Origin of the sequence: Pseudalkalibacillus sp. SCS-8, assembly GCF_040126055.1 — a bacterium.
In the GTDB taxonomy this organism is placed as follows: Bacteria; Bacillota; Bacilli; order Bacillales; family Fictibacillaceae; genus Pseudalkalibacillus; species Pseudalkalibacillus nanhaiensis.
The window spans coordinates 186,631-209,375 of the sequence record NZ_CP143541.1 but is presented as its reverse complement, the minus strand read 5'-3'; the positions used below and the strand labels follow the sequence as shown (position 1 = coordinate 209,375).

Here is a 22,745-nt window from a genome sequence, read left to right as displayed (position 1 = left end):
TATTTAAAGCAACTATTCCAATCTAAATAAAAAAAGGAGAGGAGCTGTATTTGCAGCTCCCCATCTAAGCTTTCTTATCCGCAAAATCGGTCCACTTAATTTTCTTCAGATTTAACGCCTAATAAGCGTAAACCATTCAATGTAACAAGTAGTGTAGCGCCCATATCCGCAAAAATCGCAATCCATAACGTCAGCCAGCCGGGAACGACAAGCAATAGTGCTAAAATTTTAATCCCGATCGCAAAGCTGATGTTCTGCTTGATAATATTCAGCGTTTTGCGACTGAGCTTGATTGTATATGGAAGTTTTCTGAGGTCATCGCCCATTAAAGCGATATCTGCTGTTTCAATGGCTGTATCGGTACCGGCACCACCCATGGCGATGCCTACTGTTGATGCTGCAAGGGCAGGGGCATCATTGACCCCATCGCCAATCATCGCAACTTTTCCGTACCGTTGCTCATATTCCTTGATATACTTCAATTTCTCCTCAGGTAAAAGCTCAGCCTTTACCGTAGTAAGGTTCATTTGTTTTGCAATGCTTTGGGCGGTCCGTTCATGGTCGCCTGTCAGCATGATCGTATTTTTAATCCCCATGGAATGGAGCGCTTTGACGACAGCAGCACTTTCGTCCCGGATCGTATCTGCCACTGCGACGATCGCGAAGATCTGTTCGTTAGTTCCTACGGCAAGGACGGTTTTACCTTCTTCACGGAGTTGATCGATTGTTTTTTCAGTTTCATCAGAGATGTCTATACGCAGTTCTTCCTTAAATAAACCGAGACTTCCTGCATACCATTGTTTGTCATCGATTGTCCCTTTGATACCCTTACCGGTAATCGATTGGAAGTCGACCAATTCATCCACGTCCGTATGAATTCCAGCATGTTTTGCTTTGTTCAGTATGGCAGACGCGAGAGGGTGCTGGGATCGACTCTCCAGAAGAGATAACCTTCGGAGCACATGCTCATCTGGCATATCCGATAGGTTCACGAAATCGGTCACTTCTGGGATGCCCTTTGTTAACGTTCCTGTTTTATCAAAAGCGATGGACTTCAGCTTGCCAGCTTCCTCAAGGTAGACGCCGCCTTTTACAAGAACACCATTTCGGGCTGCATTCCCAACCGCAGTAACGATTGAAACCGGTGTTGATATGACGAGTGCACACGGGCAACCGACAACAAGCACAGCCAAGCCCTGGTAAATCCATTCTCCCCAGCTCGCTCCTAACAATGGAGGAATTGTCGCAACTCCAATAGCGACAAGGATAATGATCGGCGTATAGTATTTTGCAAACGTATCGACGAACGATTGGGAAGGGGCACGTTCTTCCTGTGCCTCTTCGACCAAGTGAATGATTTTAGCCAATGTCGTATCTTCTACACGTTTTGTGACTTCCACTTCCAAGTACCCTTCTTCATTCAGGGTACCGGCAAATGCTTCATCACCTGTTGATAAACTTACTGGGACGGACTCTCCGGTAATGGCCGATTGATTGACCGAGGATGCTCCGCTCGTCACGATTCCATCCATCGCTAGCTTTTGACCTGGACGGACAATCATCGTATCTCCAATCTGGACTTCATCCACGGGAATCGTCATTTCTGTATTGTTTCGACGGATCGTCGCTTCCTTCGGTGCAATCTCCATCAACCCTCTGATGGAACGGCGGGCTTTATCCATGGAGTATGCTTCGAGAATCTCGCTGATGGCGAATAGGATGACGACCATCGCACCTTCGCCCCATTCGCCGATAATTGCAGCACCGATGATCGCGATCGTCATCAGGGTTCTCATGTCAAAATCCAGTCGGCTGAGGTTCTTTAGCCCCGTCTGGAACAGCCGGTATCCACCGATTAGAATTGAGCCGGCATAGAGACCATTTGAAAGGAATGAATCCTCCCCATTCGCGAGTACGACTGACCAACCTAGAAGGAGAAGAACGGCGGATAAAATCACATTGAAGTGCTTTTTCCAGAACGGCACTTTCGTTTCTTCTTCCTCTTCGTGTTCAGGCCGTACTTTCAGATTTTCGAATGCGCCTGCTTTCTCAATCTCTTTGATATCCGCTTCGCCTGTAACCGTAAGTTTCGAGGCTGTAAAATTTACTTTTGCATCATAAACACCATCCAGGTGCTTAACGTTCGTTTCGAACTTTTTCGCACAGTTCGCTCAGGTGAAACCCGATATGCGATAGACATGCTGCTTCGGTTCAATAGCCTTAACTTGTTGCAATGTGCTTCCCCTCCTCCAAGTGGGAAAATGCGGTCTGGATGATTTGTCTGACGTGATCATCATCTAATGAGTAGTATACGAGTTTTCCTTCTTTTCTATATTTCGCAAGACCCATGTTGCGTAAAAGTCTCAAATGATGGGAAGCCGTCGCGACGGTACAATCGACAATGTTGGAAACATCACATACGCAAAGCTCCTCTTCAATCGATAATGCGTAAGCGATCTTGATCCGTGTATCTTCCGATAGAGCTTTAAAGATCTTCGCCGCAGACATCGTATCTTTCTGAACCAAATCCGCTTTTATCCGTTCAACCTTATCTTCATGCACACACGTTACTTTACAAACATCTTCTTTCGCCAATTCCGAACACCTCTATTCATTCAAACGTTCATTTGAATATTAGTATAAAGACTAGACAAACCTTCTGTCAAAGAGAAAGTGTCTGAAGTGTCAGGCACTTTCAAAGAAACGCAGTATGACAGCATTTTTTGAGGGTGTCTGACACTTCCAGAGAAGCCCGGTATATCAACGTTTTGTAATGGTGCCTGACACTGCGACAATTTCGACAATAAAGAAGAGCTCGGGCATCCGAGCTCTTCTTCTTTACTTTGTTAGGGTTTGTTTTTTGAGGAGTTTTGATTCGGCCATCTCGATTTGTTTCCTGACCTGGGTTTGTGCGGTTCCTCCGGTGCTCGCACGGGTAGCTACTACATTTTCAGGTGCTAGCACGTCATAGAGATCAGTTTCGAATAAACTGCTGTATTGCTGATAGACCGAAAATTCCAGGTCGAGTAAGTATTGTTTCTGTTGGATGGCATGCAGCACGATTTGGCCGACGACAGCGTGCGCTTCACGGAACGGCATACCCTTTGTCACGAGGTAATCCGCAAGGTCGGTTGCATTGGAATAATCTTGCGTGACCGCTTTTTTCATCGCTGCTTCATTTATGGTCATCGATCCAATCATTGGAGCAAGTAATTTCAATGTACCTTCCAGCGTTTTGACCGTATCGAACATTCCTTCCTTATCTTCTTGCATATCCTTGTTGTAGGCGAGCGGCAGTCCTTTCAGAACCGTAAGCAGTCCGATCAGATTTCCATAGACCCGGCCAGTTTTCGCACGAAGCAATTCCGGTACATCCGGGTTCTTCTTCTGAGGCATGATGCTTGAACCTGTACAGAAGGAATCATCCAGCTCGATGAATCCGAATTCCTGACTCGACCAGATCACCAATTCTTCAGAGAGCCGGGAGATGTGTGTCATCAAAATCGATGCCGCTGAAAGGAATTCCAATATGAAATCACGATCACTGACAGCATCCATGCTGTTCGGATAAATCGAGTCGAATCCAAGTAGTTCTGCCACTCTTTCTCTGTTGATCGCAAACGTCGTTCCTGCCAAAGCACCTGCACCGAGTGGCAAAACATCCACCCTTTTTAAGCTATCTATCATTCGTTCTTTATCGCGTTCAAGCATCCAGAAATACGCCATCAAATGATGGGCAAATGAAATCGGCTGAGCTCTTTGAAGGTGTGTATAGCCTGGAATCACTGTATCTACATTCTCTTTGGATTGTGTAAGGATGGCGATTTGAGCGTCCTCGATCAATCCAATCATTTCGATTGTCTTTCTTTTTAAATAAAGATGCATATCTGTCGCTACTTGATCATTCCGGCTTCGGCCTGTATGCAGCTTCCCACCGACTGGACCAATTTCTTCAATCAAATGCTTTTCTAAATTCATATGAATGTCTTCGTCCTCGACGGTATACGAAAGCTCCCCAGCTTCAATTTTCTTTTTCAAGGTATACAAGCCGCTCGTGATTGTCTTGGCATCCTCCAACGAGATGATTTCGCATTCCCCTAGCATTTGGACATGCGCGAGGCTGCCCTCAATATCTTCTAACGCCAGCTGCTGATCGAATTCAATGGATGCTGTGAATTCCTCCACCAGTTTATCCGTGTCCTTCGTAAAACGTCCGCCCCAAAGCTTAGACATGCTGTTTCTCCTCATTTGTTTGTTGTTTCTGTCCTTTCTTCACCACTTCTGCATGAACCTTTGTTGAAAGACCCCACAGCTTTATAAAACCGACCGCAGCATGATGGTCGAAAAGGTCACCTTTCGAGTATGTCGCCAGCTCTTCATTATAGAGGCTGTACGTTGACTTACGCCCAACGACGGTCGCATTCCCCTTATGCAGCTTCATTCGAATGGTACCTGTAACGGACTTTTGGGTTTCATCAACGAACGCTTCTAATGAGGAACGTAATGGTGAAAACCATAATCCTTCATAGATGAGCTTCGTCATTTGCTGCTCAACCTGCTGTTTGAACTGCGTCACCTCGCGAGTAAGCGTCAGAAATTCTAGCTCCTTATGAGCCTGGATGAGCATGAGGGCAGCCGGATTTTCATACACCTCACGTGATTTGATACCAACTAGTCGGTTCTCAATGTGATCGATTCGGCCAAAGCCATGGATGCCTCCCAGTTCATTCAATTTCTCAATCAGCGCGACAAGCGGCATAGGTTCACCATCCAATGATACTGGGACACCTTCCACAAAATCGATTTCAATGTACTGAGCATCATCTGGGGTAAGGTGAATCGGATTCGTCCACGCGAATGCATTTTCAGGTGCTTCTCCCCATGGATCCTCAAGCACTCCTGCCTCACAGGCACGTCCCCAAATGTTTGCATCTATGGAAAAAGGATTATCGAGGTCGACAGGGATTGGGATTCCTTTTTCAGAAGCATAGGCAATTTCCTCGTCCCTTGTCATCCCCCATTCACGTACGGGAGCGATGACTTGAAGCTCCGGATTCAACGCCTGGATCGATACCTCGAAACGAACTTGGTCATTCCCTTTGCCCGTACATCCATGAGCAACTGCCACAGCCCCTTCCTGCTCAGCAACCTCTACTAAAAGCTTTGAGATAAGAGGGCGTGAGAGCGCAGAAGAAAGAGGATATTTCCCTTCATATAGACAATTCGCCTTTAAAGCCGGAAGAAGATAGTCCTTTGCAAGGATCTCCTTTGCATCAATTGCGATTGATTTGACCGCTCCAACGTCCAGTGCTTTCTGTTTGATCTGTTCAAGGTTCTTACCTTCCCCGACATCCAGACCGAGCGCAATGACATCATAACCGTATTTTTCCTGTATCCATTTAATCGACACCGACGTGTCCAAACCACCTGAATAGGCTAGAACCACTTTCCCTTTACTCATTCCACTCCACTCTCCCTTTGTGTATTTTTATTTATTGTATTGTATGTTTATTCAAATAAGTTACTTCAATCCCACTGCATTGTCAACACATTTTACAAAAAGTTATAATGAATCGAACTGAAAAATTGGAGGGAATGAGCATGAAGCCATTAGAAGGTAAGATTGCGGTGGTCACAGGTGCGACTCGTGGTGCAGGAAGAGGAATCGCCATGATGTTGGGTGAGGCTGGGGCAACGGTTTATGTGACAGGACGGAGCACACGAAAAGCCCGATCCGAAATGGATCGCCCTGAAACAATTGAAGAAACCGCTGAACTCGTCACCGAACAAGGCGGTACGGGCATACCTGTCCGAGTGGATCACACAGTCGAAGACGACGTACGTGCTCTGTTCGAGCAAGTTGAGCGTGAGCAAAAGGGTCAGCTTGATATCCTCGTGAATGACATCTGGGGCGGTGATCCTCTAACCGATTGGGAAGTACCCTTCTGGGAACACAGCCTGGAGAACGGGCTCAAAATCCAAAAGCAAGCTGTCCAATCACATATGATCACAAGCTTCTATGGTGCCCCTCTTATGGTCAAGAACAAAAAGGGATTGATCGTTGAAGTGACAGATGGGGTGGATTACCGTTACAGAGGAAACCTTTATTACAGCCTCGCAAAAATTTCTGCCATCCACCTAGCCGAAGCAATGGCAAAAGATCTACAAAAACATGGTGTCACCTGTGTAGCCGTCAGTCCAGGCTTCCTCCGCTCAGAAGCCATGCTCGATCATTTCGGTGTAACGGAAGAAAACTGGCGTGAAGGCGCTGACCAGGACCCGCACTTCATCGCTTCAGAAACGCCCTTTTATATCGGGCGGGCGATTGCAGCTCTTGCAGGTGATCCGAGTGTTCATGAGAAAACGGGAAAAGCGCTTAGTTCTTGGGAACTTTCGAGAGAATATCCTTTCACTGACATTGATGGCCGAAAGCCCGACTGGGGTAAATATATCGAGAAAATGAACCTGATCTAACCACCAGGGACAGCGTCTAACGGTAGACGCTGTTTTCTTTTTTGGTGCCGGGGTTTACGTATGATCGTATTTGTATTACCATTAATGACTAATTGGGGTTACACACCTTGAGTTGTAAAATCTACCATATGGAAGCAAACCCTATACCTTCTTTCGAAAGGTTTAGGCAGAAGCATCGACATCACATGATGCATGATGCTCGACAATACAAAACTCGAAAGGAGAATTTCCTTGAGAAAAATCATGTATGGGCTGATCGCTGCCCTATTCGCTATTGCATTGACTGCATGTGGCGGTGAAGAAGAAAGCAAAGATAAAGGTAAAGATACAGAAAACAAGCAAAATGCTGGTGAAAAAACGGAACAACCCCAGCAGCAAGATCCTGAAAAAATGAAAAAGAAGCTTGAAGAACAGCATGTTGAGAAGGATAAAGTTGTCGTTACCGTTAATGACACTGAAATTAAAGGTACTGATTACAATCGACTTCTAGAGCGTTCTCAAATGCAATATCAGCAAATGGGACAGGATCCTACCAAAGAGGAAACAGCGAAAAAGCTGAAGGATCAGGTCATAAACAGTATGGTAGAATATGAAATCATCCTTCAGGAAGCAGAAAAGAAAGGCTATGAAGCATCTGCTGAAAAAGTGGACAAACAGTTCAAAGATTTCAAAGGTAACTTCAAAGACGACAAGAAGTATCAAGAAGCACTTAAGCAATATGATCTGACTGAAGAAGAATTGAAGAAAGAGATTGCAAAAGGCATCCTCTATACGACATATGTCGAAAAAGAAATCAGTGTCGAAGAAGCTTCAGAGAAAGAAATCAAGGAGTTCTACGACAATCTGAAACAAGCTCAAGGTGATAAAGCACCGAAATACGAAGAGGTCAAAGGACACATCAAAACTCAACTAGAAGACCAGAAAAAACAAGAAAAACTGAAAAAAGTCGTGAAAGAATTGAAAAAGGATGCAGACATCAAAGTGCACATTTAAGACCTTCACGACAGCAAAAGAAGCAGCCCTCGCAGGCTGCTTCTTTTTATTGATTCCTTGACCGGTACAGGAGATAAATGAAGTATGGTGCACCAATTGCCGAAGTGAACACACCGGCTGGGATCTCTAAAGGTGAAAAGGCCGTCCTTGCGATGAGATCCGCTCCCATTACGAGGATACCGCCAACCAAAGCCGAGGCAGGGATCAATGCCCCAAACGACGAGCCGACAAGTTTACGGGATATATGAGGCGCAATCAGACCGACAAATCCGATTCCACCAACGAAGGCGACTGCGCCACCAGCAAGTGCGGTACTAAACAGGAGAAGGATCATACGATCTCGCTGGACGATACTGCCGAAGCCTTTCGCGACTTCTTCTCCTAATTCCTGTATGTTCAACCGGCGGGCATATATCCATACGAGGAACAACAGCAGCAACACCCAAGGAGCAAGCGTCGAGATCTGGCTCCAATTGGCCCCGTTCACACTGCCTGTAATCCAAATATGAGCTTGTGATGCAAGATACAACGGACCGAACAGGATCATCATGTTCGTAAGGGCCTGCATAGCCGCTGCAAGACCGATCCCGATTAAAACGAGTCGTACAGGTGTGACGCCATTTCGCCAAGATAATAGATAGACGAGTACACCAAGTAATAATGCTCCGAGAAATGCAGCAACCGGGAGCCACTTGATACTGACAGTCAGTGCAGTTCCTCGTGCACTGAACACAGTCAGGAAGGTTACGACTGCTAATGACGCTCCTCCTGTAATACCGATGATATCAGGTGAAGCAAGCGGATTCCGTATGATTCCTTGAAGGATCGCTCCTGATACGGCCAGTGCAATCCCCGCCAACAGGGCTAATATGATTCTCGGCAAACGGAAAGACATGATGACGAGCTCATTCATTTCAGTCCCCATACCGACAAATGTTTTTACAACGTCAACAGGATGGATTTTCATCTCACCGATACCCACACTGATCACGAGCAGCGCAAATGCTGCGACAAGAAGACCGAGTATGCTGAGTACTGCTTTTTGATCGACGAGATACGAAAACCATTTTGTACGTAAGGGGTGATAATGTCTCACAGTTTATTCAACCCCCTTCTCGCAATATAGATAAAGAATGGTGTTCCGATCAAGGCAGTCATGACGCCGACCGGAACCTCCTTTGGCATGATGATGTAACGGGCACCAATGTCTGCAATGAGCAGTAAAATTGCCCCTAACAGCGCACTGTAAGGGATGACCCATCGATAATCGATACCGACGAGACCCCTTGCGATATGTGGGATGACGATTCCGATGAAGCCGACAGGACCCGCGATGGCAACAGACGATCCAGCGAGCAGGACGATGACCACTGCAGCCCCTATTTTTACAAGTGCTGTCTTTTGACCAAGACCTACTGCAACCTCTTCTCCCATCGATAAAATGTTCATTTGACGAGCAAGAAGCAATGAACCGATCCACCCAATGAGGAGATACGGCAGCATTGCAGTCAGGATTTCAAGCTTTCTTCCCTCTACAGAACCGGTCAGCCAGAACAGGACTTCATCCAATGCTTTTTCATTGAGAGCCAGCATACCTTGCGTCAAGGAAGCGAACATAGCCGCCATTGCCGCTCCAGCCAGCGTCAGTTTGACGGGGGTCAGACCGTCCCTGCCAAGCGTACCTAAGAAATAAACAAGAAGTGACGTCAGCATCGCACCGAAAAACGCAATCCATGCAAATTGGTGAATGGAAGATACCGAAAAGAACGTAACCGCTAAGACAATGAAGAAGCCTGCCCCTGCATTGATTCCGAAAATACTCGGAGATGCGAGCGGGTTACGTGTGATCCCCTGCATCAATGCACCTGCAACTGCAAGGCTTGCACCGACTGCAGCCCCGATGAACGCTCGCGGCACGCGGCTTTCTAATATGATGATATGTTCATTCGATCCATCAAAGCGTTGGAAGGCGTCCAAGACCATCCCCCAGTCTACCTTCGTATAGCCATATACAATACTGGCTCCGATGAAAACGATGACGAGAAGGAAACCGAGGACAATTCCCGCTGTTTTTTTTGCGTTAGTATTCAATAGCTCTTTCATATGTAAGGACCTTTCACTTTCTCCAAATATACGTTTCCTATTCAAGTCTATAAGTGTAACCACTAACTGTCAATGAGAATCATTATCAATTTATCGTTGACAATGGCCGAAATCGGTTATACACTACTAATTGTGAATGAGATTCATTATCAATCATACATAAATGAGGAGGAACAAACATGCACAAATGGAAAGGCTTCCGTTTCGCTGCACTGATGCTTGCACTTGTCATTGCACTTGCAGCTTGTGGTGGATCCACGGATGAAGGATCCGATAAAGAGAAAGAAAAGGATAATGGGGAATCAACTGCTTATACGGTTGACCATGCAATGGGTACGACTGAGATTCCTGAAACACCTGAGAAAGTCGTCATCCTGACGAATGAAGGGACTGAAGCGCTCCTTTCAATGGGCGTAACACCAGTCGGCGCTGTCCAATCCTGGTTAGGTGATCCTTGGTACGATCACATTAAAGAGGATATGAAAGATGTGAAGGTTGTCGGAACGGAAACCGACATCAATCTTGAAGCGATTGCAGCATTAAAACCAGACCTTATCATCGGGAACAAGCTCCGCCAGGAGAAGTTCTATGATCAGTTAAACGAAATTGCACCAACTGTATTTTCTGAAACGTTGAAGGGCGATTGGAAAGAAAACTTCAAGCTTTACGCAAAAGCGTTGAATAAAGAAGAAGAAGGAAACAAGGTCATGGCAGACTTCGACCAGCGTGTTGAAGACATCAAAGGTGAGCTTGGCGACAAAGTGAACCAGGAAGTATCTGTTGTCCGCTTCCTCCCTGGAAAAGTCCGTATGTACATGAAGGATTCGTTCTCGGGTGTCATCCTTGAGCAAATCGGCTTCAAACGACCTGAATCTCAGGACCAAGCTAAATTCGCTGATGAAGTGACGAAGGAACGTATTCCGGATATGAATGGCGATATCCTCTTCTACTTCACATTTGAAACAGGCGAAGGTGACGCGACGCAAACTGAAAAAGAATGGACGAACGATTCACTATGGAAGAACCTTGAGGTTGTGAAAGAAGGAAATGCACACCGCGTAAGTGACGCAATCTGGAATACAGCAGGCGGCGTACGTGCAGCAAACCTTACACTAGACGACATTGAAAAGTATTTCGGAATCAAATAATGCAAGAAGACGTGCAACGAGGCTGCACGTCTTTTTTATACTCATGTATTCTCTTTCAACGGTGCATGGCGCATAACTGGGAAAGTCGCAAGTAATAGGATGCTCCCTATGCCACCAAGCAATGTGAATCCTGTCAGCCCTGACAGGGTCAAGGTCCATTCGTAGAACGTCTTTAATCCCCCTGTGACGTGGAGGAAATAAAAGATAAAGCCAATTGCAGTGCTGCCTACGAGGAAACGTATGAATCCAAATCGGAACCAAATGGAAGCGATAAGGAAGCTGATTCCGAATAGGAAAAGTCCCGCCATCAAATCAATCCATACATAGGCTAGTAGAGAGTCATATGAAGTCATGTCAGCAGTATGCATGAAACCGAAGCCCAGAATTCCATTTGCAGTCAACGCATCCAAAACACGATAAAGGAGATTGAACAAGACCACGTTGGCAATGACCATCACGACTCCACTGAGATAAAATACCTTCAAAAATTGAACCCGCGTGCTCCCGAAGCCTGTCGCATAACGGAAGCTGGTCGACACAGCCAAGATTGGATAAACGACGAACAATCCGACATACAAGGGACCTGCGATCGTTGTTTCAAAGCCTGAAAGATCGAAGGCCAAGCCCAAGATGACCCATCCAACAGCAATCAATAACGTCACAAGCCACATGATCTTCGCAATGGCATAAATATCAAAGTAAATCAGCCTTGCTGTTCCGCGAAACGTACTCATTGGAGCACCTCCTCCTTTTCACTCGTCCGATTGATCAAATAATCTTGGAGATCTGCTTTTTCAATGGTTACATGATGTTGTACCGCTTTCCTCTGCCATTCTTCGGTGTACATGTCATCGATCATGACCCTGACAACATGCCCGAGCTCTTCTCTTTCCAATACCTCCGTCTGTTTCGTGAGCATCTCGACCGTTTCTTTATCTCCAGTCAGCAGGATTCCTCGTTCCCGTAACACTTCCATAGGCTCATGGAGCATCATTTTCTTGTTGTCGATTACTGCGATGGATTCACACAAAGGCTGGATTTCATTGATATGATGGGTTGAAAGTAAAATGAGGCGAGGATGATTTTCATAGCTTTCCAAAAGGAATTTATAAAACTTTTTCCGGATGACCGCATCCAATCCATTGGTCGGTTCATCCAAAATCGTCACGTCCGCATGACTTGATAACCCGATGATGAGCTGAAGACCCGTTTTCATTCCTTTAGAGAGTGCTTTGATTTTCTTGTTGTGAGGCAGTTGGAAAAGGCTGAGCAGTCGGTCTGCCGTTTCCTGATCCCAGTTCGGATGATAAGCCTCCGCGATTTTCAAAGCCATCGGTACCTTCCAATCGGGATTCAGTGGGTGATTCTCCTGCATGAAGCAAATGTGCTTCTGTGCACGATCATTGTTGTATGGGGATTCTCCCATGACAGAAATGTCTCCCTCATTTGGGGCATAAAGTCCGGCGAGGAGCTTCATCAACGTCGTTTTTCCCGCACCGTTCCGCCCCCATAAACACGTAATGATCGGCTCTGATTCTTTAAAATCAATCTCTTTCAATACTGGCTCTGCATTATATCCATAGCTTACATGCCTTAGCTCAATCATCCTTCTTCCCCCTTATGTTTTGAAATCAATTCAATGACCGTTTCCGTGCTTAAGTTGATTCGCTTTGCTTCTTGCAGCAAAGGTGCCACATACTCTGAATAAAACTCTTTTTTCCGCTGATCAAGCAATTGATGTCTAGCTCCTTCTTTCACAAACATACCGACACCTCTTTGTTTATAAATGATGTTTGCATCCACAAGGGATTGCAGGCCTTTCCGGGCAGTGGCAGGATTGATGTTGTAGAAGCGGGACAAGTCATTTGTAGAAGGTACGCGTTCTCCCTCCTGCAATCGTCCATCGATGATATCATTTTTGATCATGGAAGCGATTTGATGAAAAATGGGTTGAGATTCATCTAATGTAGGCTTCAACCCGCAACCTCCTTTCAAATACTGCTGATGTATTTATATGCATATGCTAGTTGGTTGGTTACTTATGTAACTAACCATACTACCTTTTCCATAAAAAGTAAAGCTTTTTTGTAAAAAAGCTTTTTGACCAGCTTCAGGCGGACGCTTTCCGCGGGCAACGCTTCAGCCTCCTCACTTCCACAGGATGTGGTGGCTTCGACGTTCACCACAGGACGTGGTGGTTTCTAGTCGAAGAACCTTAATTCCTCGGATCTGCGGGGTCTTCAGCTGTTGCTTTTCCCGCTGGAGTCGCCGCCTTACGCTTCTTTAAATATCATGGTTAAAAGAGGGCAAAAAAAGAACTGACGATAGGTCAGTTCTTTTTCGCATCTCTATGTGCTTTGTACGATATGGTGAAGTTGATGAGCAGCGCAGTGATCCAAAAGATGTTCAGCAAATACCAATGGATCTCTCCTAAAAGGAGAGATACGATGCTGAACAGCATGATTGACCCTAGCACAGCGCTCAACCACATGCGTCCTGTCATTTTCACTTTCTTCACACTCCCTATCAGACAGTGTGACACGACAGACAAGCTGTTTCAATCATGTTTGTAAACCTCAGGACGCTAAATCTTCCAACGTTTCTTCAGCATTTGAAGGTTTTTTCGTAAACAGGCTGACTCCAACGGTTACGATCAACGACATGAGAAAGCCTGGGACTGCCTCATACGTGATGCCGAACAACAAATCAGAGAAAAGTGCCTTCATGTCAGGAATGTACTTCAGTGTCCATTCTGGCTGCTGTTTAACGAGGATGACCGTAATCAAGCCGACGATCATGCCTGAGAACACGCCCCACTTTGTTGTCCCTTTCCAGTAAAAGGACAGAAGGAGTGCGGGTCCGAAGCAGGCACCTAGACCTCCCCATGCAAAAAGCACCATCCAGAAGACGAATTCTTGTGCAGAAAAGGCAAGCCACACTGCAAGAAGCATAAGAATACCAATTGATATACGACTATACAGGACCAGTCTCTTTCCATCCAGCGTCTTCCCTTTACCAAGCAACCGGTCATAGACATCACGGACAAGGGAGCTTGAACCGACGAGGAGCTGACTGTCTGCGCTCGACATGATCGCAGCTAAGATCGCGACAAGCAGGATCCCCATGAAGAAAGGATTCAGCAATTCGCTTCCAAGTGTCGTGAACACTGCTTCCTGATTCTCGTTCGGAAGATCAGAAATGTTCGGGAAGTATGCACGGCCCGCTAAACCGACCATGATCGCACCCCAACCCATCACAACATTCCAGATGGATCCGATGAGAGCAGCTTGTCTCATCTCTTTAATATTTTTCAACGACATATAACGGACGAGGATATGCGGGTTTCCTGGACTTCCGAATCCGATTCCGACCAGGCTCATTGCAACCCCGAAACCGAAGCTGAAGATGCCATAGTAAGACGGGCCTTGCGCATTTAACGCATCCAAGATGGGACCGAATCCGCCTAGTCCGATAATCGCGACGATCGGAAGAACGACGAGAGATAAAAACATGAAGCCCGCTTGAAGGACATCTGTTTTACTTACAGCATGGAAGCCACCTAATACGGTATAAGCCAACAGGATAATCGCGGTAAACCACATCCCGCCAGTCGTTGAGAACCCTAAGGTTGATGAGAAGGCTGTTCCCCCTGCAACAACTTGACTCCCTACATACGCAACCATGAAAAATGCGATGATCAGTGCACTCGTTACACGTAAAATGTTCGTCTTATCCTGATAACGGGTTTCAAGGATATCCGGAACGGTTATGCTGTCAGTACTTTCACTATACTTTCGAAACCTTCGTGCCACAAAGAAGAACATGAACACTTCGACCGTAATGAAGCCTGCCAATGCCCAAACAGCGAGCAGGCCGCTGGCATAGGCCATCCCTGTCACACCAAGAACGAGCCATCCACTCCGTCCTGAGCTAACTGCACTTAAGGCGACCGTCCATTTACCGAGACCCCGTCCAGCAAGGAAGAAATCCGTCAATCCGCCCGAGCTTTTCTTCGAGCTCACGACCCCGATGAGGAGCAAGAGCAATAAATAGATGACGAGCACCGTAATCGTCATAGGATGTGCGGTCATTGGGAGATCCCCCCTTTGTGCTTCACATCAACTTCTGCTTTATCCTTTTTTCCTAATACGATGTAACAAATGATCGCCGTCAAGATGATCCCTGACGGTACGCCAATCAATCCCATGAAAATTTCTACATTCAATCATGACAACCCCTTTTTGCATTCTTCTAGTTATTTTGCGTGCTGAAAATTCCGAATATTTTTCTCGTAAATGGTCTTAGCCGCAATCAGATCGAATAATGCCATACCGACGGACTTGAATACGGTGTAGCGCTGTTTATCTGAAATGCTTGAATGCCCGACAATCTCCTCCAAGGTCATGAATCGAGCATCTTCACCCTGGAGCTCTTTCGCTCTAAGCATGTCACCAGATTCAGTCAACGCTGTCGGCGTATCGACGAAAATTGGATTCGTTTCCTTCAGCAACGTATCTGGCAGCTCCTGCATATCCGGCTTGAACGACCCGACCGCTACGATGTGTTTGCCGTTCCAATCCTCTCGCCCTTTATCAGGTAAGACGGGTGTTGGAGAAGTTGTCGTCGTAACGATGATGTCGGATGCTTCCACGAGTTGATCTACACTTGCAGATACGACTTTCAGTTGAGGATAAGTCGTTTCGACCCGTTCTTTGAAGACCTCTAATTTCTGAGGACTTCGGTTATGTAAATAGACTGTCCGTATATCTCGGACCGACATGGCCGCTTCCAAATGACTCCACCCCTGAATTCCAGTCCCGATAATCCCGATGCTTCGGGCGGATTCATCTGCAAGCCACTTCATGCTCAAGCCTCCGATTGCCCCGGTCCGCATGGCTGTGACGGTGTTCCCATCCATGTAGGCTAGTGGCTCTAGTGTTTTCCTGTCATGAAGAATGACGTTGGCATGAATCGTCGGTTTGCCCACAGTTTTGTTATCCAGTGCAACGCCAGCAAGCTTGATCGCATAATAATCAGCATCAAATGCAGGCATGATTAGGACCGTGTTCTTTTCATCGTCGATGTGGATCCGTTCCGGCATTTTCACATTCTGCTTTTCGAGAAAAAAGCGTTCCAGCTCTTGAATGAGTGAGCCAGCTGTGACTTGTTTGCTAATGTCTTCACCACTTAAAAAGTTCATGATACCCTCCTTTCTGTTTCACCATCTTATAAAAAGGTGCTCGATTTTTCAAACAATTAAGTCTATTTTTGTTCTTTTATGCCTTAACGCGTAAATTGATACACGCCGCCCTTGATGGTCTCCGCTTTTTTCTCCCTGTAGCCCCTAATGCCACAGATTACCGGTTTTCGCGAAATATCCTCGAAATGTGATGTCGCATGATCATAGAAACGGAAGGCGAAATCACCGATCGGCAGCTCGAGATAAAAGCCGAATTCATTTGTATCCTGCCTTTTTGTAACACTTTTATGGAACAATGCCGCAAATCTCTGAAATGCCACTTCAGGATTTCTCACATTATATCCGATATACGAAAGCGAAGGTTTTCCGACAGAGTGCTCCATCAATGAAGCCATCTCCTTTTCACGCTCGTGGTCTGAATTACCCCACTGGATAAAGAACGGATAACGTACAGGACCTTCCTCCGTTTCATCAATAAAGAGCATCGCCCATTGTAATAACGAACCGTCTTCCTTCTTCCTTTCACCTTTTAACGGACCAATTGTTCGGAGTCCCTTTTCGTTTAACCTATCGGAAAATGAAGTCAAATCATCGACACGGAGGGCGACCTGCGATAGACCTTCCTCACCAGCATCATGGACAATCTGTTGAATCAACGGATTGTTTGACTCTTCAGCCTTATCGAGATCCTCCAACCCGATCCACTCGATATATCGTAACCTTCGATAGAAGCTCAAACAATTGTGTGTTCCCCAATTCGGATGTCTACCTCCTTTGACCGCATTGAATCCATTCTCGATGAATGTGTTTTTCGCTTCTTCAGGATTCTTTGTCAAATGTACAAGATGATCGAATTCTGTAATCAAAAGCACCACTTCCTTTTCTTATTTCCTTGCATTATTGAACACTATGAAACGTCGGTGTATATAGTATAAAAGGCCATGAATGGAGGTCGATGAAGATGCTATCAAAGTTCTTGGAAGCTGCAGGCACATGGATACAAACATTAGGTACGTTCATCAATGCCTCCGGACAAACCATCATCGTCCTCCAAAACAATGAAAACAGCTTCGAAGGGAATGCCTTAGCATTGACCGGAAACAGTGTCGAAGCTTTCGGAAATTCCGTGCAAGCAATCGGCAAAACGAAACAGGAAGATAGCCAGGTCGATGGCATTTTAGGCGCATGGTTCCAAGCTGGTGGAAATATAACAAACGCCAAAGCGTCCTACCTTATGATTAGAGGATTTGAAGAAGACGGGCTTCGACTTGATGTAATCGGGGATTCCATCCAATCGATTGGGGCTTTCTTTGAGGCAGCTTCTTCTTCAACTGACCATTCCGAGTTTGCTGACCTTGCCTCAAAAGGACAACTTCTCCAATCTTTTGGTGCAATGATTGAGGCGATTGGTGTTCTATACATATTGAATGATGAGATGGAGGAAGGTATCCAGATACAAGCCTTCGGAAGCTATGCCCAATTGGCTGGTGCAACCATCACAGCAATCGCCTTTACGAAAGAATGGATCCACTCTGAAAAGAAAAATTGACCTGGTTGTCCAGGTCAAAATCAAGTGTTTATGAAGTTGTTAAGCAGATTAACACGGATTGAGAAACGTCTGTTTGAATTCACGCTTCTTGTTTGTTGCCGTTTCGATCGTTGGCTTGTTTTTGTGGTGGGGATTTGATGAGTACATGGATTTGTTGGCTTTTTCCTCATATTGTTTCACTTTCATACCCGCTCGCCTCCTTACCCTAATTTAGTAATCTCTTTAATACCCTTTTTTCTACTCAGTTAAACCTTTTTTTCAAAAAAATAATCAAGAATTGTAATTCATTGTCACTGGCACTTGTGCTGGCTGCTTTTTGATGATGATGACGAACAGGCTCGCAACGAGACAGAAAATGCCTGCCAGGAAAAAGGCCCACGTATAAGAGTTGAAGATATTATAGATGACTCCACCACTGAAAGCAGCCACTGCCGCTCCTGCCTGGTGGGAAGCAAAAATCCAGCCATATACGATACCGCTCTTCTGAACACCGAAGACTTGTCTTGAAATACTGATCGTCGGTGGAACGGTTGCGATCCAATCCAAACCATAAAAGATTGAAAAAATCGCGAGCAGCATGAGCGATCCTTCTGCTAGTGCGTAAGGCAGCAAAACGAGGGAGCCGCCTCTCAAAGCATAGTACCAGAACAGCAGCCAGCGGTTGTCGAACCGATCGGACAACCACCCTGAAATGGTTGTACCGACCAGATCAAAGACCCCCATGAAGGAAAGCATCCAGGCTGCAGTGACAAGTGGTATCCCATAGCTGAGGCAATAGGAGACGAAATGGGTCCCAATCAACCCGCTCGTCGACAGTCCACAGATGAAAAAACTGCCTGCCAATAACCAGAATTCCTTCACCTTGACCGCCTCAAAAAGTCCTTGAAAGGCAATTGTTATCGGATTACGTTTATGTATGATTTCCGGCTGATCCTCGGCTTCCTCAAGACCGTATGGCAGAGCTCCGACTTCTTCAGGACTGTTTTTCATGAAGAACATAATGATGACCAGCATGATCGAGCACAAAACGAAAATGAGACCGACGGCCCAGCGCCATGAGTAATTCTCAATCACAACGGCGAGAACCGGCAGTAGGATCAGCTGTCCGGTTGCCGTACTCGCCGTCAAAATCCCAACAGCTAGCCCCCTCCGTTTCTCGAACCAACGATTAGCAACATATGGACTCAATACCGTCAGAAACAACCCCGAACCTAATCCGATGATGATCCCCCAAATCAGGATCAGCTGCCAGGAATCCTGCATCAAATAGGTCAACAGAATTCCTGTGAGGAGGGTCGACATGGAAATGACCATCATCTTCTTCAAGCCTAGCACTTCGATTAATGCAGCCATGAAAGGACCTGAGATCCCATATAGAAATAAACTGATCGCAAACGAAAGCGAAATGATGGAACGGTTCCAACCGAACTCATTCTCAAACGGATCAATGAAAACCCCCGATGAAGATCGAATGATGCCCGCTACGATGATCGAAAAGAACGTAACGATCAGGATTATCCAACTATAGTGAACGCGTTTCAATTCCTCACCCGTAATTTATGACATGATTGTCTTTCATAAAATGATTATTTCACACCGATAAATCAAACGGCAATAAGAATGTTCTTTTACCAAGAAGAAAGCCCCTTGCAAACAATAGCAAGAGGCCGTGCACACTGTATTAAGCAGGCGGGATGCTTTGTGGAAAGTGAAACACATTGTTCGGGTCATACATCGCTTTCACTTGCTTAAGTCTCTCAAAATTCGTGCCATAATAAGCTGCTCCGAAATCTTTGATGTTCTGGTCTGGAACGTTGACATAAGAGCCTTCAACAAACGGCAATAATCGTTTGCGCGTTTTTTCGACCAGTGCAAGATTAATCTGTTCCTCAAAAGGACTATTCCAGGATGCATTCCATTCAAGATAAAACTTCGAGTTCCGCCAGTAAAAAGCCGTTTCATTCGGTTGAGGCTGATTGAGTGCTCCTCCACTGTTCAGGAAGAAGAAATTCGAACTCATACCCGGCGATACTTCCAGAAATCGCCGCATAATTCGAATGGCTTCCTCTGGAAGGAGGTGAGGTGCCCAATTGGAAGAGAACTTCTTATTATCATCCGATCGCCCGGGTATCGGTTGAGATGGAATCAAATAATTGACCGCCCCCAGGTAAGTAAAGGTTTTGACGAAGATTTCCGTCGGGGTTCCTGTACTCTTTAGTGGCTTTAATAATTGCTCCAGCTCTCTCTTTGAACCGAGAAACAGACCTGTTGACTGAAGCAATCCATTCCTTCTGCTGAAAATCTCGAGAATAGACCCTAATCGACGATCTACATCAGGAGCCCATTTCTGCCACGTTTTGAATACTTCCTCCAACTGATTCCAAGGCCACGTTATCTTATATACAGTCGCTTCTTTCGGGGCACGGTGCAATTTATATACATAATGGGTATTAATGCCGAAATTACCCCCACCCCCACCACGCGAAGCCCAAAGTAAATCAGAATTCCTTTGATGATCAGCTGTTACGATCCTTCCATTTGCATCGACCATTTGAAGACCTACAAGATTGTCACTGATGAGCCCGATAGAGCGTTGAAGAAGTCCAATTCCTCCGCCCATCGTAATCCCACCGACCCCGACAGTCGGACTATCTCCAAATGGGGCCATGAAACCCTGGCTCGCTAATGTTTTGACAAGAGGACCTACGTTATTCCCGGTTTCAACAAGTGCTATGCCTTTCTTATCATAAACTTTGATCCGTTTCATATCGCTTACATCAATGACAATGCCGCCTTTTACTTCAGAAAGGCTTTTATCGAGAGCATGTCTGCCACTTCGAAAGCGAATCGGAACATCATGTTTCCGAGCCCATAATATCGCATTTTGTATATCATACGTACGTTGTGCAAAAACAAAGACGAGTGGGAATGTATCTACATAAGGATTCCAGTTCTTACGCGCTTCCTCATACCCCGGCTCCCCTTGAAAGATTACCTTACCCGTCAATCCAGTTCTTGATGGCATCTGTTCATCTCCTAACAACATGAAAAATTACTATATCTTATTGGAGAGACAGGGTTGATGGAACTTATACACCTGTAGTTGGGTTATGGAAAGGCTTCTGATGCTCATTATGCGTCCTCCATTTGGCGTTTTCCTCGTTTTCGAGGACGTATGAGCTTCGTTATATACAAAAAACCAGCAATAGCGGTATTTCGCTATTACTGGTTTGTTATCGTTTCTATTTATTTCTATTAATTCGATCTTATTCAACCGTTACTGACTTCGCAAGGTTACGTGGCTTGTCGACGTCGCAGTCACGGTGTAGTGCAGCATAATAGGAAATTAGCTGCATCGGGATGACACTTACAAGTGGTGTTAGAAGTGGATGCACATCTGGAATGACAATGCGATCCTCTTCATCCGATAAGCTTTCTGTACTGATTGTGCAAGTGTAAGCGCCGCGTGCAGCGACCTCTTTCACGTTTCCGCGGATGCTCAGGTTCACGTGTTCTTGTGTCGCTAGAGCAATGACCGGTGTGCCTTCCTCAATCAACGCAATTGTACCGTGCTTCAGCTCTCCGCCAGCAAATCCTTCTGCCTGGATGTAGGAAATCTCCTTCAGCTTCAATGCACCTTCGAGGACAACATGGTAGTCCATGCCACGTCCGATGAAGAAGCAGTTGCGCGTGACAGATAGATATTCGCGTGTAATCTTTTCAAACTCTTCTTTCTGGTCGCAAAGCGCTTCAATAGCATTGGAGACGACACTCAACTCTTTAATCAGGTCGAAGTCCATATCAATGCCCTTCGAGTTCGCAGTATCCGCAGCAAGAATAGCTAATACTGCGATTTGAGCTGTGTAAGCTTTCGTCGATGCTACTGCAATTTCCGGTCCAGCATGGAGAAGCAATGTGTAATCCGCTTCACGGGACAGTGTCGAACCAGCAACGTTTGTGATCGTCAGCGCCTTGTGGCCAAGCTTCTTGATTTGTACGAGTACTGAACGGCTGTCTGCTGTCTCACCACTTTGTGAAATAAAGATGAATAATGGCTTTTCAGAAAGCATTGGCATGTTGTAAGAGAACTCACTTGCGATGTGTACCTCGACAGGCACTTGAGCGACCTTCTCAATCAATTCCTTGCCGACAAGGCCAGCGTGATAAGATGTTCCACATGCGATGATATAGATACGATCCGTTTTCTTCATCGCTTTACGGATGTCGTCATCCAGCTTCAGTTTATCATCCTTATCCTGGTACTCATTGATGATGTTACGGATGACGATCGGCTGCTCATCAATTTCTTTGAGCATGTAATGTGGATACGTTCCTTTTTCAATGTCTGAAGCATCAAGCTCGGCTGTAAACGGATCACGTTCCATCACTTCGCCATCGAGATTTTTAATTGTTACGTCTTCTTTCGTCACGATTACGATCTCTTCATCCATCAGTTCAACAAATTGATCTGTCTTTTGAAGCATTGCCATTGAGTCACTCGCTACGACGTTATAGCCGTTTCCTAGTCCGACAAGCAACGGGCTCTTATTTTTCCCGACATAGATGACATCCGGGTTTTCATTATCAAGTAACGCCAGTGCATATGAACCTTTCAATAAGGAGAGTGTTTCGCGGAAAGCCGCTTCCACTTCCAGTCCTTCTTTTACAAAGTGTTCAATCAGCTGGACGATGATTTCTGTATCGGTTTCACTGACCAATTCCACATCTTTCAAAAACTCTTTTCGTACTTGCGTAAAGTTTTCGATAACACCGTTGTGGACGAGTGTAAAACGCTTGGACGCACTTTGATGAGGGTGTGCATTAATCTTGCTAGGTGCACCATGTGTTGCCCAGCGTGTATGACCGATCCCGATTGATGCTGGTACATTCTCATCGACGTTTTCACGCAATGTCGCGATACGTCCCTTTTCCTTGAAAACATGAACACCATCATCGTTCATAACAGCGATACCAGCTGAATCATAACCACGGTATTCAAGCTTTTCAAGCCCTTTTAATAAAATCTCTTTCGTATCTTCATTTCCAATATAACCAACAATTCCACACATTGAAATAAACCTCCCTGTTGGGGGGCGAATCGCCAATAGGGGTTCTCGAGCCCCCAACGTCTATATTTTTTGTTACATCCGATTCATATTTTTGTTCACCAAGTCACCTCAGTGGTTTAAATATGAATCTTCCGGTCGATGTAAACCGAGAGGCATCCGCCGATCAGATTCGATAAACCTCTTTCCTCGTCAACTATTTCTATCACCGC

At 45.7% G+C, this 22,745-nt stretch carries 22 protein-coding genes; 4 read left to right on the top strand and 18 right to left on the bottom strand.

What is annotated here, in order from left to right; translation table 11 throughout:
• Nucleotides 1-95: 95 nt before the first annotated feature.
• From V1497_RS01180 to V1497_RS01165, 4 genes are all read right to left on the bottom strand, one after another.
• Nucleotides 96-2,234 carry a heavy metal translocating P-type ATPase gene (locus V1497_RS01180; protein WP_349409185.1) on the bottom strand — a complete coding sequence of 713 codons (2,139 nt, stop codon included), beginning with the start codon at nucleotides 2,232-2,234 and terminating at the stop codon, nucleotides 96-98.
• Nucleotides 2,221-2,595, bottom strand: coding sequence for a metalloregulator ArsR/SmtB family transcription factor (locus V1497_RS01175; RefSeq protein WP_349409184.1), 375 nt, complete (start codon nucleotides 2,593-2,595; stop codon nucleotides 2,221-2,223). Before V1497_RS01175 ends, V1497_RS01180 begins: the two co-directional genes overlap by 14 nt.
• A gap of 243 nt (nucleotides 2,596-2,838) precedes the next feature.
• A complete protein-coding gene (gene argH, locus V1497_RS01170) occupies nucleotides 2,839-4,233 on the bottom strand; it encodes an argininosuccinate lyase (RefSeq protein WP_349409183.1) in 1,395 nt (464 codons plus the stop codon).
• Complete coding sequence (locus tag V1497_RS01165) at nucleotides 4,226-5,461, bottom strand: argininosuccinate synthase (RefSeq protein ID WP_349409182.1); 1,236 nt, start codon at nucleotides 5,459-5,461, stop codon at nucleotides 4,226-4,228. The genes argH and V1497_RS01165 overlap by 8 nt, the downstream gene beginning before the upstream one ends.
• A 140-nt stretch (nucleotides 5,462-5,601) precedes the next feature.
• Between V1497_RS01165 and V1497_RS01160 the strand changes: the two genes are divergently transcribed.
• Entirely contained in the window at nucleotides 5,602-6,474 is an 873-nt protein-coding gene (locus tag V1497_RS01160; protein WP_349409181.1) for an SDR family oxidoreductase, read from the top strand.
• Between the two features lie 231 nt (nucleotides 6,475-6,705).
• On the top strand, nucleotides 6,706-7,467 hold the full coding sequence (locus V1497_RS01155; protein WP_349409180.1) for a SurA N-terminal domain-containing protein: 762 nt from the start codon (nucleotides 6,706-6,708) through the stop codon (nucleotides 7,465-7,467).
• Between the two features lie 46 nt (nucleotides 7,468-7,513).
• Here V1497_RS01155 and V1497_RS01150 read toward each other — a convergent pair whose 3' ends face one another.
• Together V1497_RS01150 and V1497_RS01145 are read right to left on the bottom strand one after the other, a co-directional pair.
• Nucleotides 7,514-8,563 (bottom strand): iron ABC transporter permease, encoded by a 1,050-nt coding sequence (locus V1497_RS01150; protein ID WP_349409179.1) that lies wholly within the window; start codon nucleotides 8,561-8,563, stop codon nucleotides 7,514-7,516.
• Nucleotides 8,560-9,570, bottom strand: a complete 1,011-nt coding sequence (locus tag V1497_RS01145) for an iron ABC transporter permease (protein ID WP_349409178.1) — start codon at nucleotides 9,568-9,570, stop codon at nucleotides 8,560-8,562. The genes V1497_RS01150 and V1497_RS01145 overlap by 4 nt, the downstream gene beginning before the upstream one ends.
• Nucleotides 9,571-9,749: 179 nt before the next feature.
• Between V1497_RS01145 and V1497_RS01140 the strand changes: the two genes are divergently transcribed.
• The gene (locus tag V1497_RS01140) at nucleotides 9,750-10,718 is read left to right on the top strand and encodes an iron-siderophore ABC transporter substrate-binding protein (RefSeq protein WP_349409177.1); all 969 of its coding nucleotides are present in this window, start codon (nucleotides 9,750-9,752) and stop codon (nucleotides 10,716-10,718) included.
• Between the two features lie 41 nt (nucleotides 10,719-10,759).
• Here the strand turns inward: V1497_RS01140 and V1497_RS01135 are convergent, their stop codons facing one another.
• The 8 genes from V1497_RS01135 to V1497_RS01100 all read right to left on the bottom strand — a co-directional run bounded on the left by V1497_RS01135 (nucleotide 10,760) and on the right by V1497_RS01100 (nucleotide 16,784).
• A complete protein-coding gene (locus V1497_RS01135) occupies nucleotides 10,760-11,452 on the bottom strand; it encodes a hypothetical protein (RefSeq protein ID WP_349409176.1) in 693 nt (230 codons plus the stop codon).
• Nucleotides 11,449-12,324 carry an ABC transporter ATP-binding protein gene (locus tag V1497_RS01130; protein WP_349409175.1) on the bottom strand — a complete coding sequence of 292 codons (876 nt, stop codon included), beginning with the start codon at nucleotides 12,322-12,324 and terminating at the stop codon, nucleotides 11,449-11,451. The genes V1497_RS01135 and V1497_RS01130 overlap by 4 nt, the downstream gene beginning before the upstream one ends.
• Nucleotides 12,321-12,695: a GntR family transcriptional regulator gene (locus tag V1497_RS01125; protein WP_349409174.1), complete on the bottom strand. Its 375-nt coding sequence runs from the start codon at nucleotides 12,693-12,695 to the stop codon at nucleotides 12,321-12,323. The genes V1497_RS01130 and V1497_RS01125 overlap by 4 nt, the downstream gene beginning before the upstream one ends.
• 352 nt (nucleotides 12,696-13,047) lie before the next feature.
• Entirely contained in the window at nucleotides 13,048-13,227 is a 180-nt protein-coding gene (locus tag V1497_RS01120) for a hypothetical protein (RefSeq protein ID WP_349409173.1), read from the bottom strand.
• A gap of 67 nt (nucleotides 13,228-13,294) precedes the next feature.
• Nucleotides 13,295-14,809: a sodium/proline symporter gene (locus V1497_RS01115; protein WP_349409172.1), complete on the bottom strand. Its 1,515-nt coding sequence runs from the start codon at nucleotides 14,807-14,809 to the stop codon at nucleotides 13,295-13,297.
• Nucleotides 14,806-14,943, bottom strand: a complete 138-nt coding sequence (locus tag V1497_RS01110) for a hypothetical protein (protein WP_349409171.1) — start codon at nucleotides 14,941-14,943, stop codon at nucleotides 14,806-14,808. Before V1497_RS01110 ends, V1497_RS01115 begins: the two co-directional genes overlap by 4 nt.
• Nucleotides 14,944-14,973: 30 nt before the next feature.
• Nucleotides 14,974-15,918: a hypothetical protein gene (locus tag V1497_RS01105; RefSeq protein ID WP_349409170.1), complete on the bottom strand. Its 945-nt coding sequence runs from the start codon at nucleotides 15,916-15,918 to the stop codon at nucleotides 14,974-14,976.
• A gap of 83 nt (nucleotides 15,919-16,001) precedes the next feature.
• Complete coding sequence (locus tag V1497_RS01100; RefSeq protein WP_349409169.1) at nucleotides 16,002-16,784, bottom strand: VOC family protein; 783 nt, start codon at nucleotides 16,782-16,784, stop codon at nucleotides 16,002-16,004.
• A 95-nt stretch (nucleotides 16,785-16,879) separates the two neighbouring features.
• Here V1497_RS01100 and V1497_RS01095 point away from each other — a divergent pair, with 95 nt between their 5' ends.
• Entirely contained in the window at nucleotides 16,880-17,467 is a 588-nt protein-coding gene (locus V1497_RS01095) for a DUF6944 family repetitive protein (RefSeq protein ID WP_349409168.1), read from the top strand.
• Between the two features lie 48 nt (nucleotides 17,468-17,515).
• Here the strand turns inward: V1497_RS01095 and V1497_RS01090 are convergent, their stop codons facing one another.
• The 4 genes from V1497_RS01090 to glmS form a co-directional block, all read right to left on the bottom strand.
• Nucleotides 17,516-17,653, bottom strand: coding sequence for a hypothetical protein (locus V1497_RS01090; protein ID WP_349409167.1), 138 nt, complete (start codon nucleotides 17,651-17,653; stop codon nucleotides 17,516-17,518).
• Between the two features lie 84 nt (nucleotides 17,654-17,737).
• Nucleotides 17,738-19,009, bottom strand: coding sequence for an MFS transporter (locus tag V1497_RS01085; RefSeq protein ID WP_349409166.1), 1,272 nt, complete (start codon nucleotides 19,007-19,009; stop codon nucleotides 17,738-17,740).
• Nucleotides 19,010-19,148: 139 nt separating this feature from the next.
• Nucleotides 19,149-20,492 (bottom strand): FAD-binding oxidoreductase, encoded by a 1,344-nt coding sequence (locus V1497_RS01080; protein ID WP_349409165.1) that lies wholly within the window; start codon nucleotides 20,490-20,492, stop codon nucleotides 19,149-19,151.
• A gap of 241 nt (nucleotides 20,493-20,733) precedes the next feature.
• Nucleotides 20,734-22,536, bottom strand: coding sequence for a glutamine--fructose-6-phosphate transaminase (isomerizing) (glmS, locus tag V1497_RS01075; RefSeq protein WP_349409164.1), 1,803 nt, complete (start codon nucleotides 22,534-22,536; stop codon nucleotides 20,734-20,736).
• Between the last annotated feature and the right edge of the window lie 209 nt (nucleotides 22,537-22,745).

Bases quoted from the DNA above. Each gene is read 5' to 3' on its own strand.
- glmS (WP_349409164.1), bottom strand. From the start codon at position 22,536: ATGTGTGGAATTGTTGGTTATATTGGAAATGAAGATACGAAAGAGATT.
- V1497_RS01115 (WP_349409172.1), bottom strand. From the start codon at position 14,809: ATGACCGCACATCCTATGACGATTACGGTGCTCGTCATCTATTTATTG.
- V1497_RS01090 (WP_349409167.1), bottom strand. From the start codon at position 17,653: ATGAAAGTGAAACAATATGAGGAAAAAGCCAACAAATCCATGTACTCA.
- V1497_RS01080 (WP_349409165.1), bottom strand. From the start codon at position 20,492: ATGCCATCAAGAACTGGATTGACGGGTAAGGTAATCTTTCAAGGGGAG.
- V1497_RS01130 (WP_349409175.1), bottom strand. From the start codon at position 12,324: ATGATTGAGCTAAGGCATGTAAGCTATGGATATAATGCAGAGCCAGTA.
- V1497_RS01135 (WP_349409176.1), bottom strand. From the start codon at position 11,452: ATGAGTACGTTTCGCGGAACAGCAAGGCTGATTTACTTTGATATTTAT.
- V1497_RS01105 (WP_349409170.1), bottom strand. From the start codon at position 15,918: ATGAACTTTTTAAGTGGTGAAGACATTAGCAAACAAGTCACAGCTGGC.
- V1497_RS01160 (WP_349409181.1), top strand. From the start codon at position 5,602: ATGAAGCCATTAGAAGGTAAGATTGCGGTGGTCACAGGTGCGACTCGT.
- V1497_RS01140 (WP_349409177.1), top strand. From the start codon at position 9,750: ATGCACAAATGGAAAGGCTTCCGTTTCGCTGCACTGATGCTTGCACTT.
- V1497_RS01145 (WP_349409178.1), bottom strand. From the start codon at position 9,570: ATGAAAGAGCTATTGAATACTAACGCAAAAAAAACAGCGGGAATTGTC.
- V1497_RS01165 (WP_349409182.1), bottom strand. From the start codon at position 5,461: ATGAGTAAAGGGAAAGTGGTTCTAGCCTATTCAGGTGGTTTGGACACG.
- V1497_RS01095 (WP_349409168.1), top strand. From the start codon at position 16,880: ATGCTATCAAAGTTCTTGGAAGCTGCAGGCACATGGATACAAACATTA.
- argH (WP_349409183.1), bottom strand. From the start codon at position 4,233: ATGTCTAAGCTTTGGGGCGGACGTTTTACGAAGGACACGGATAAACTG.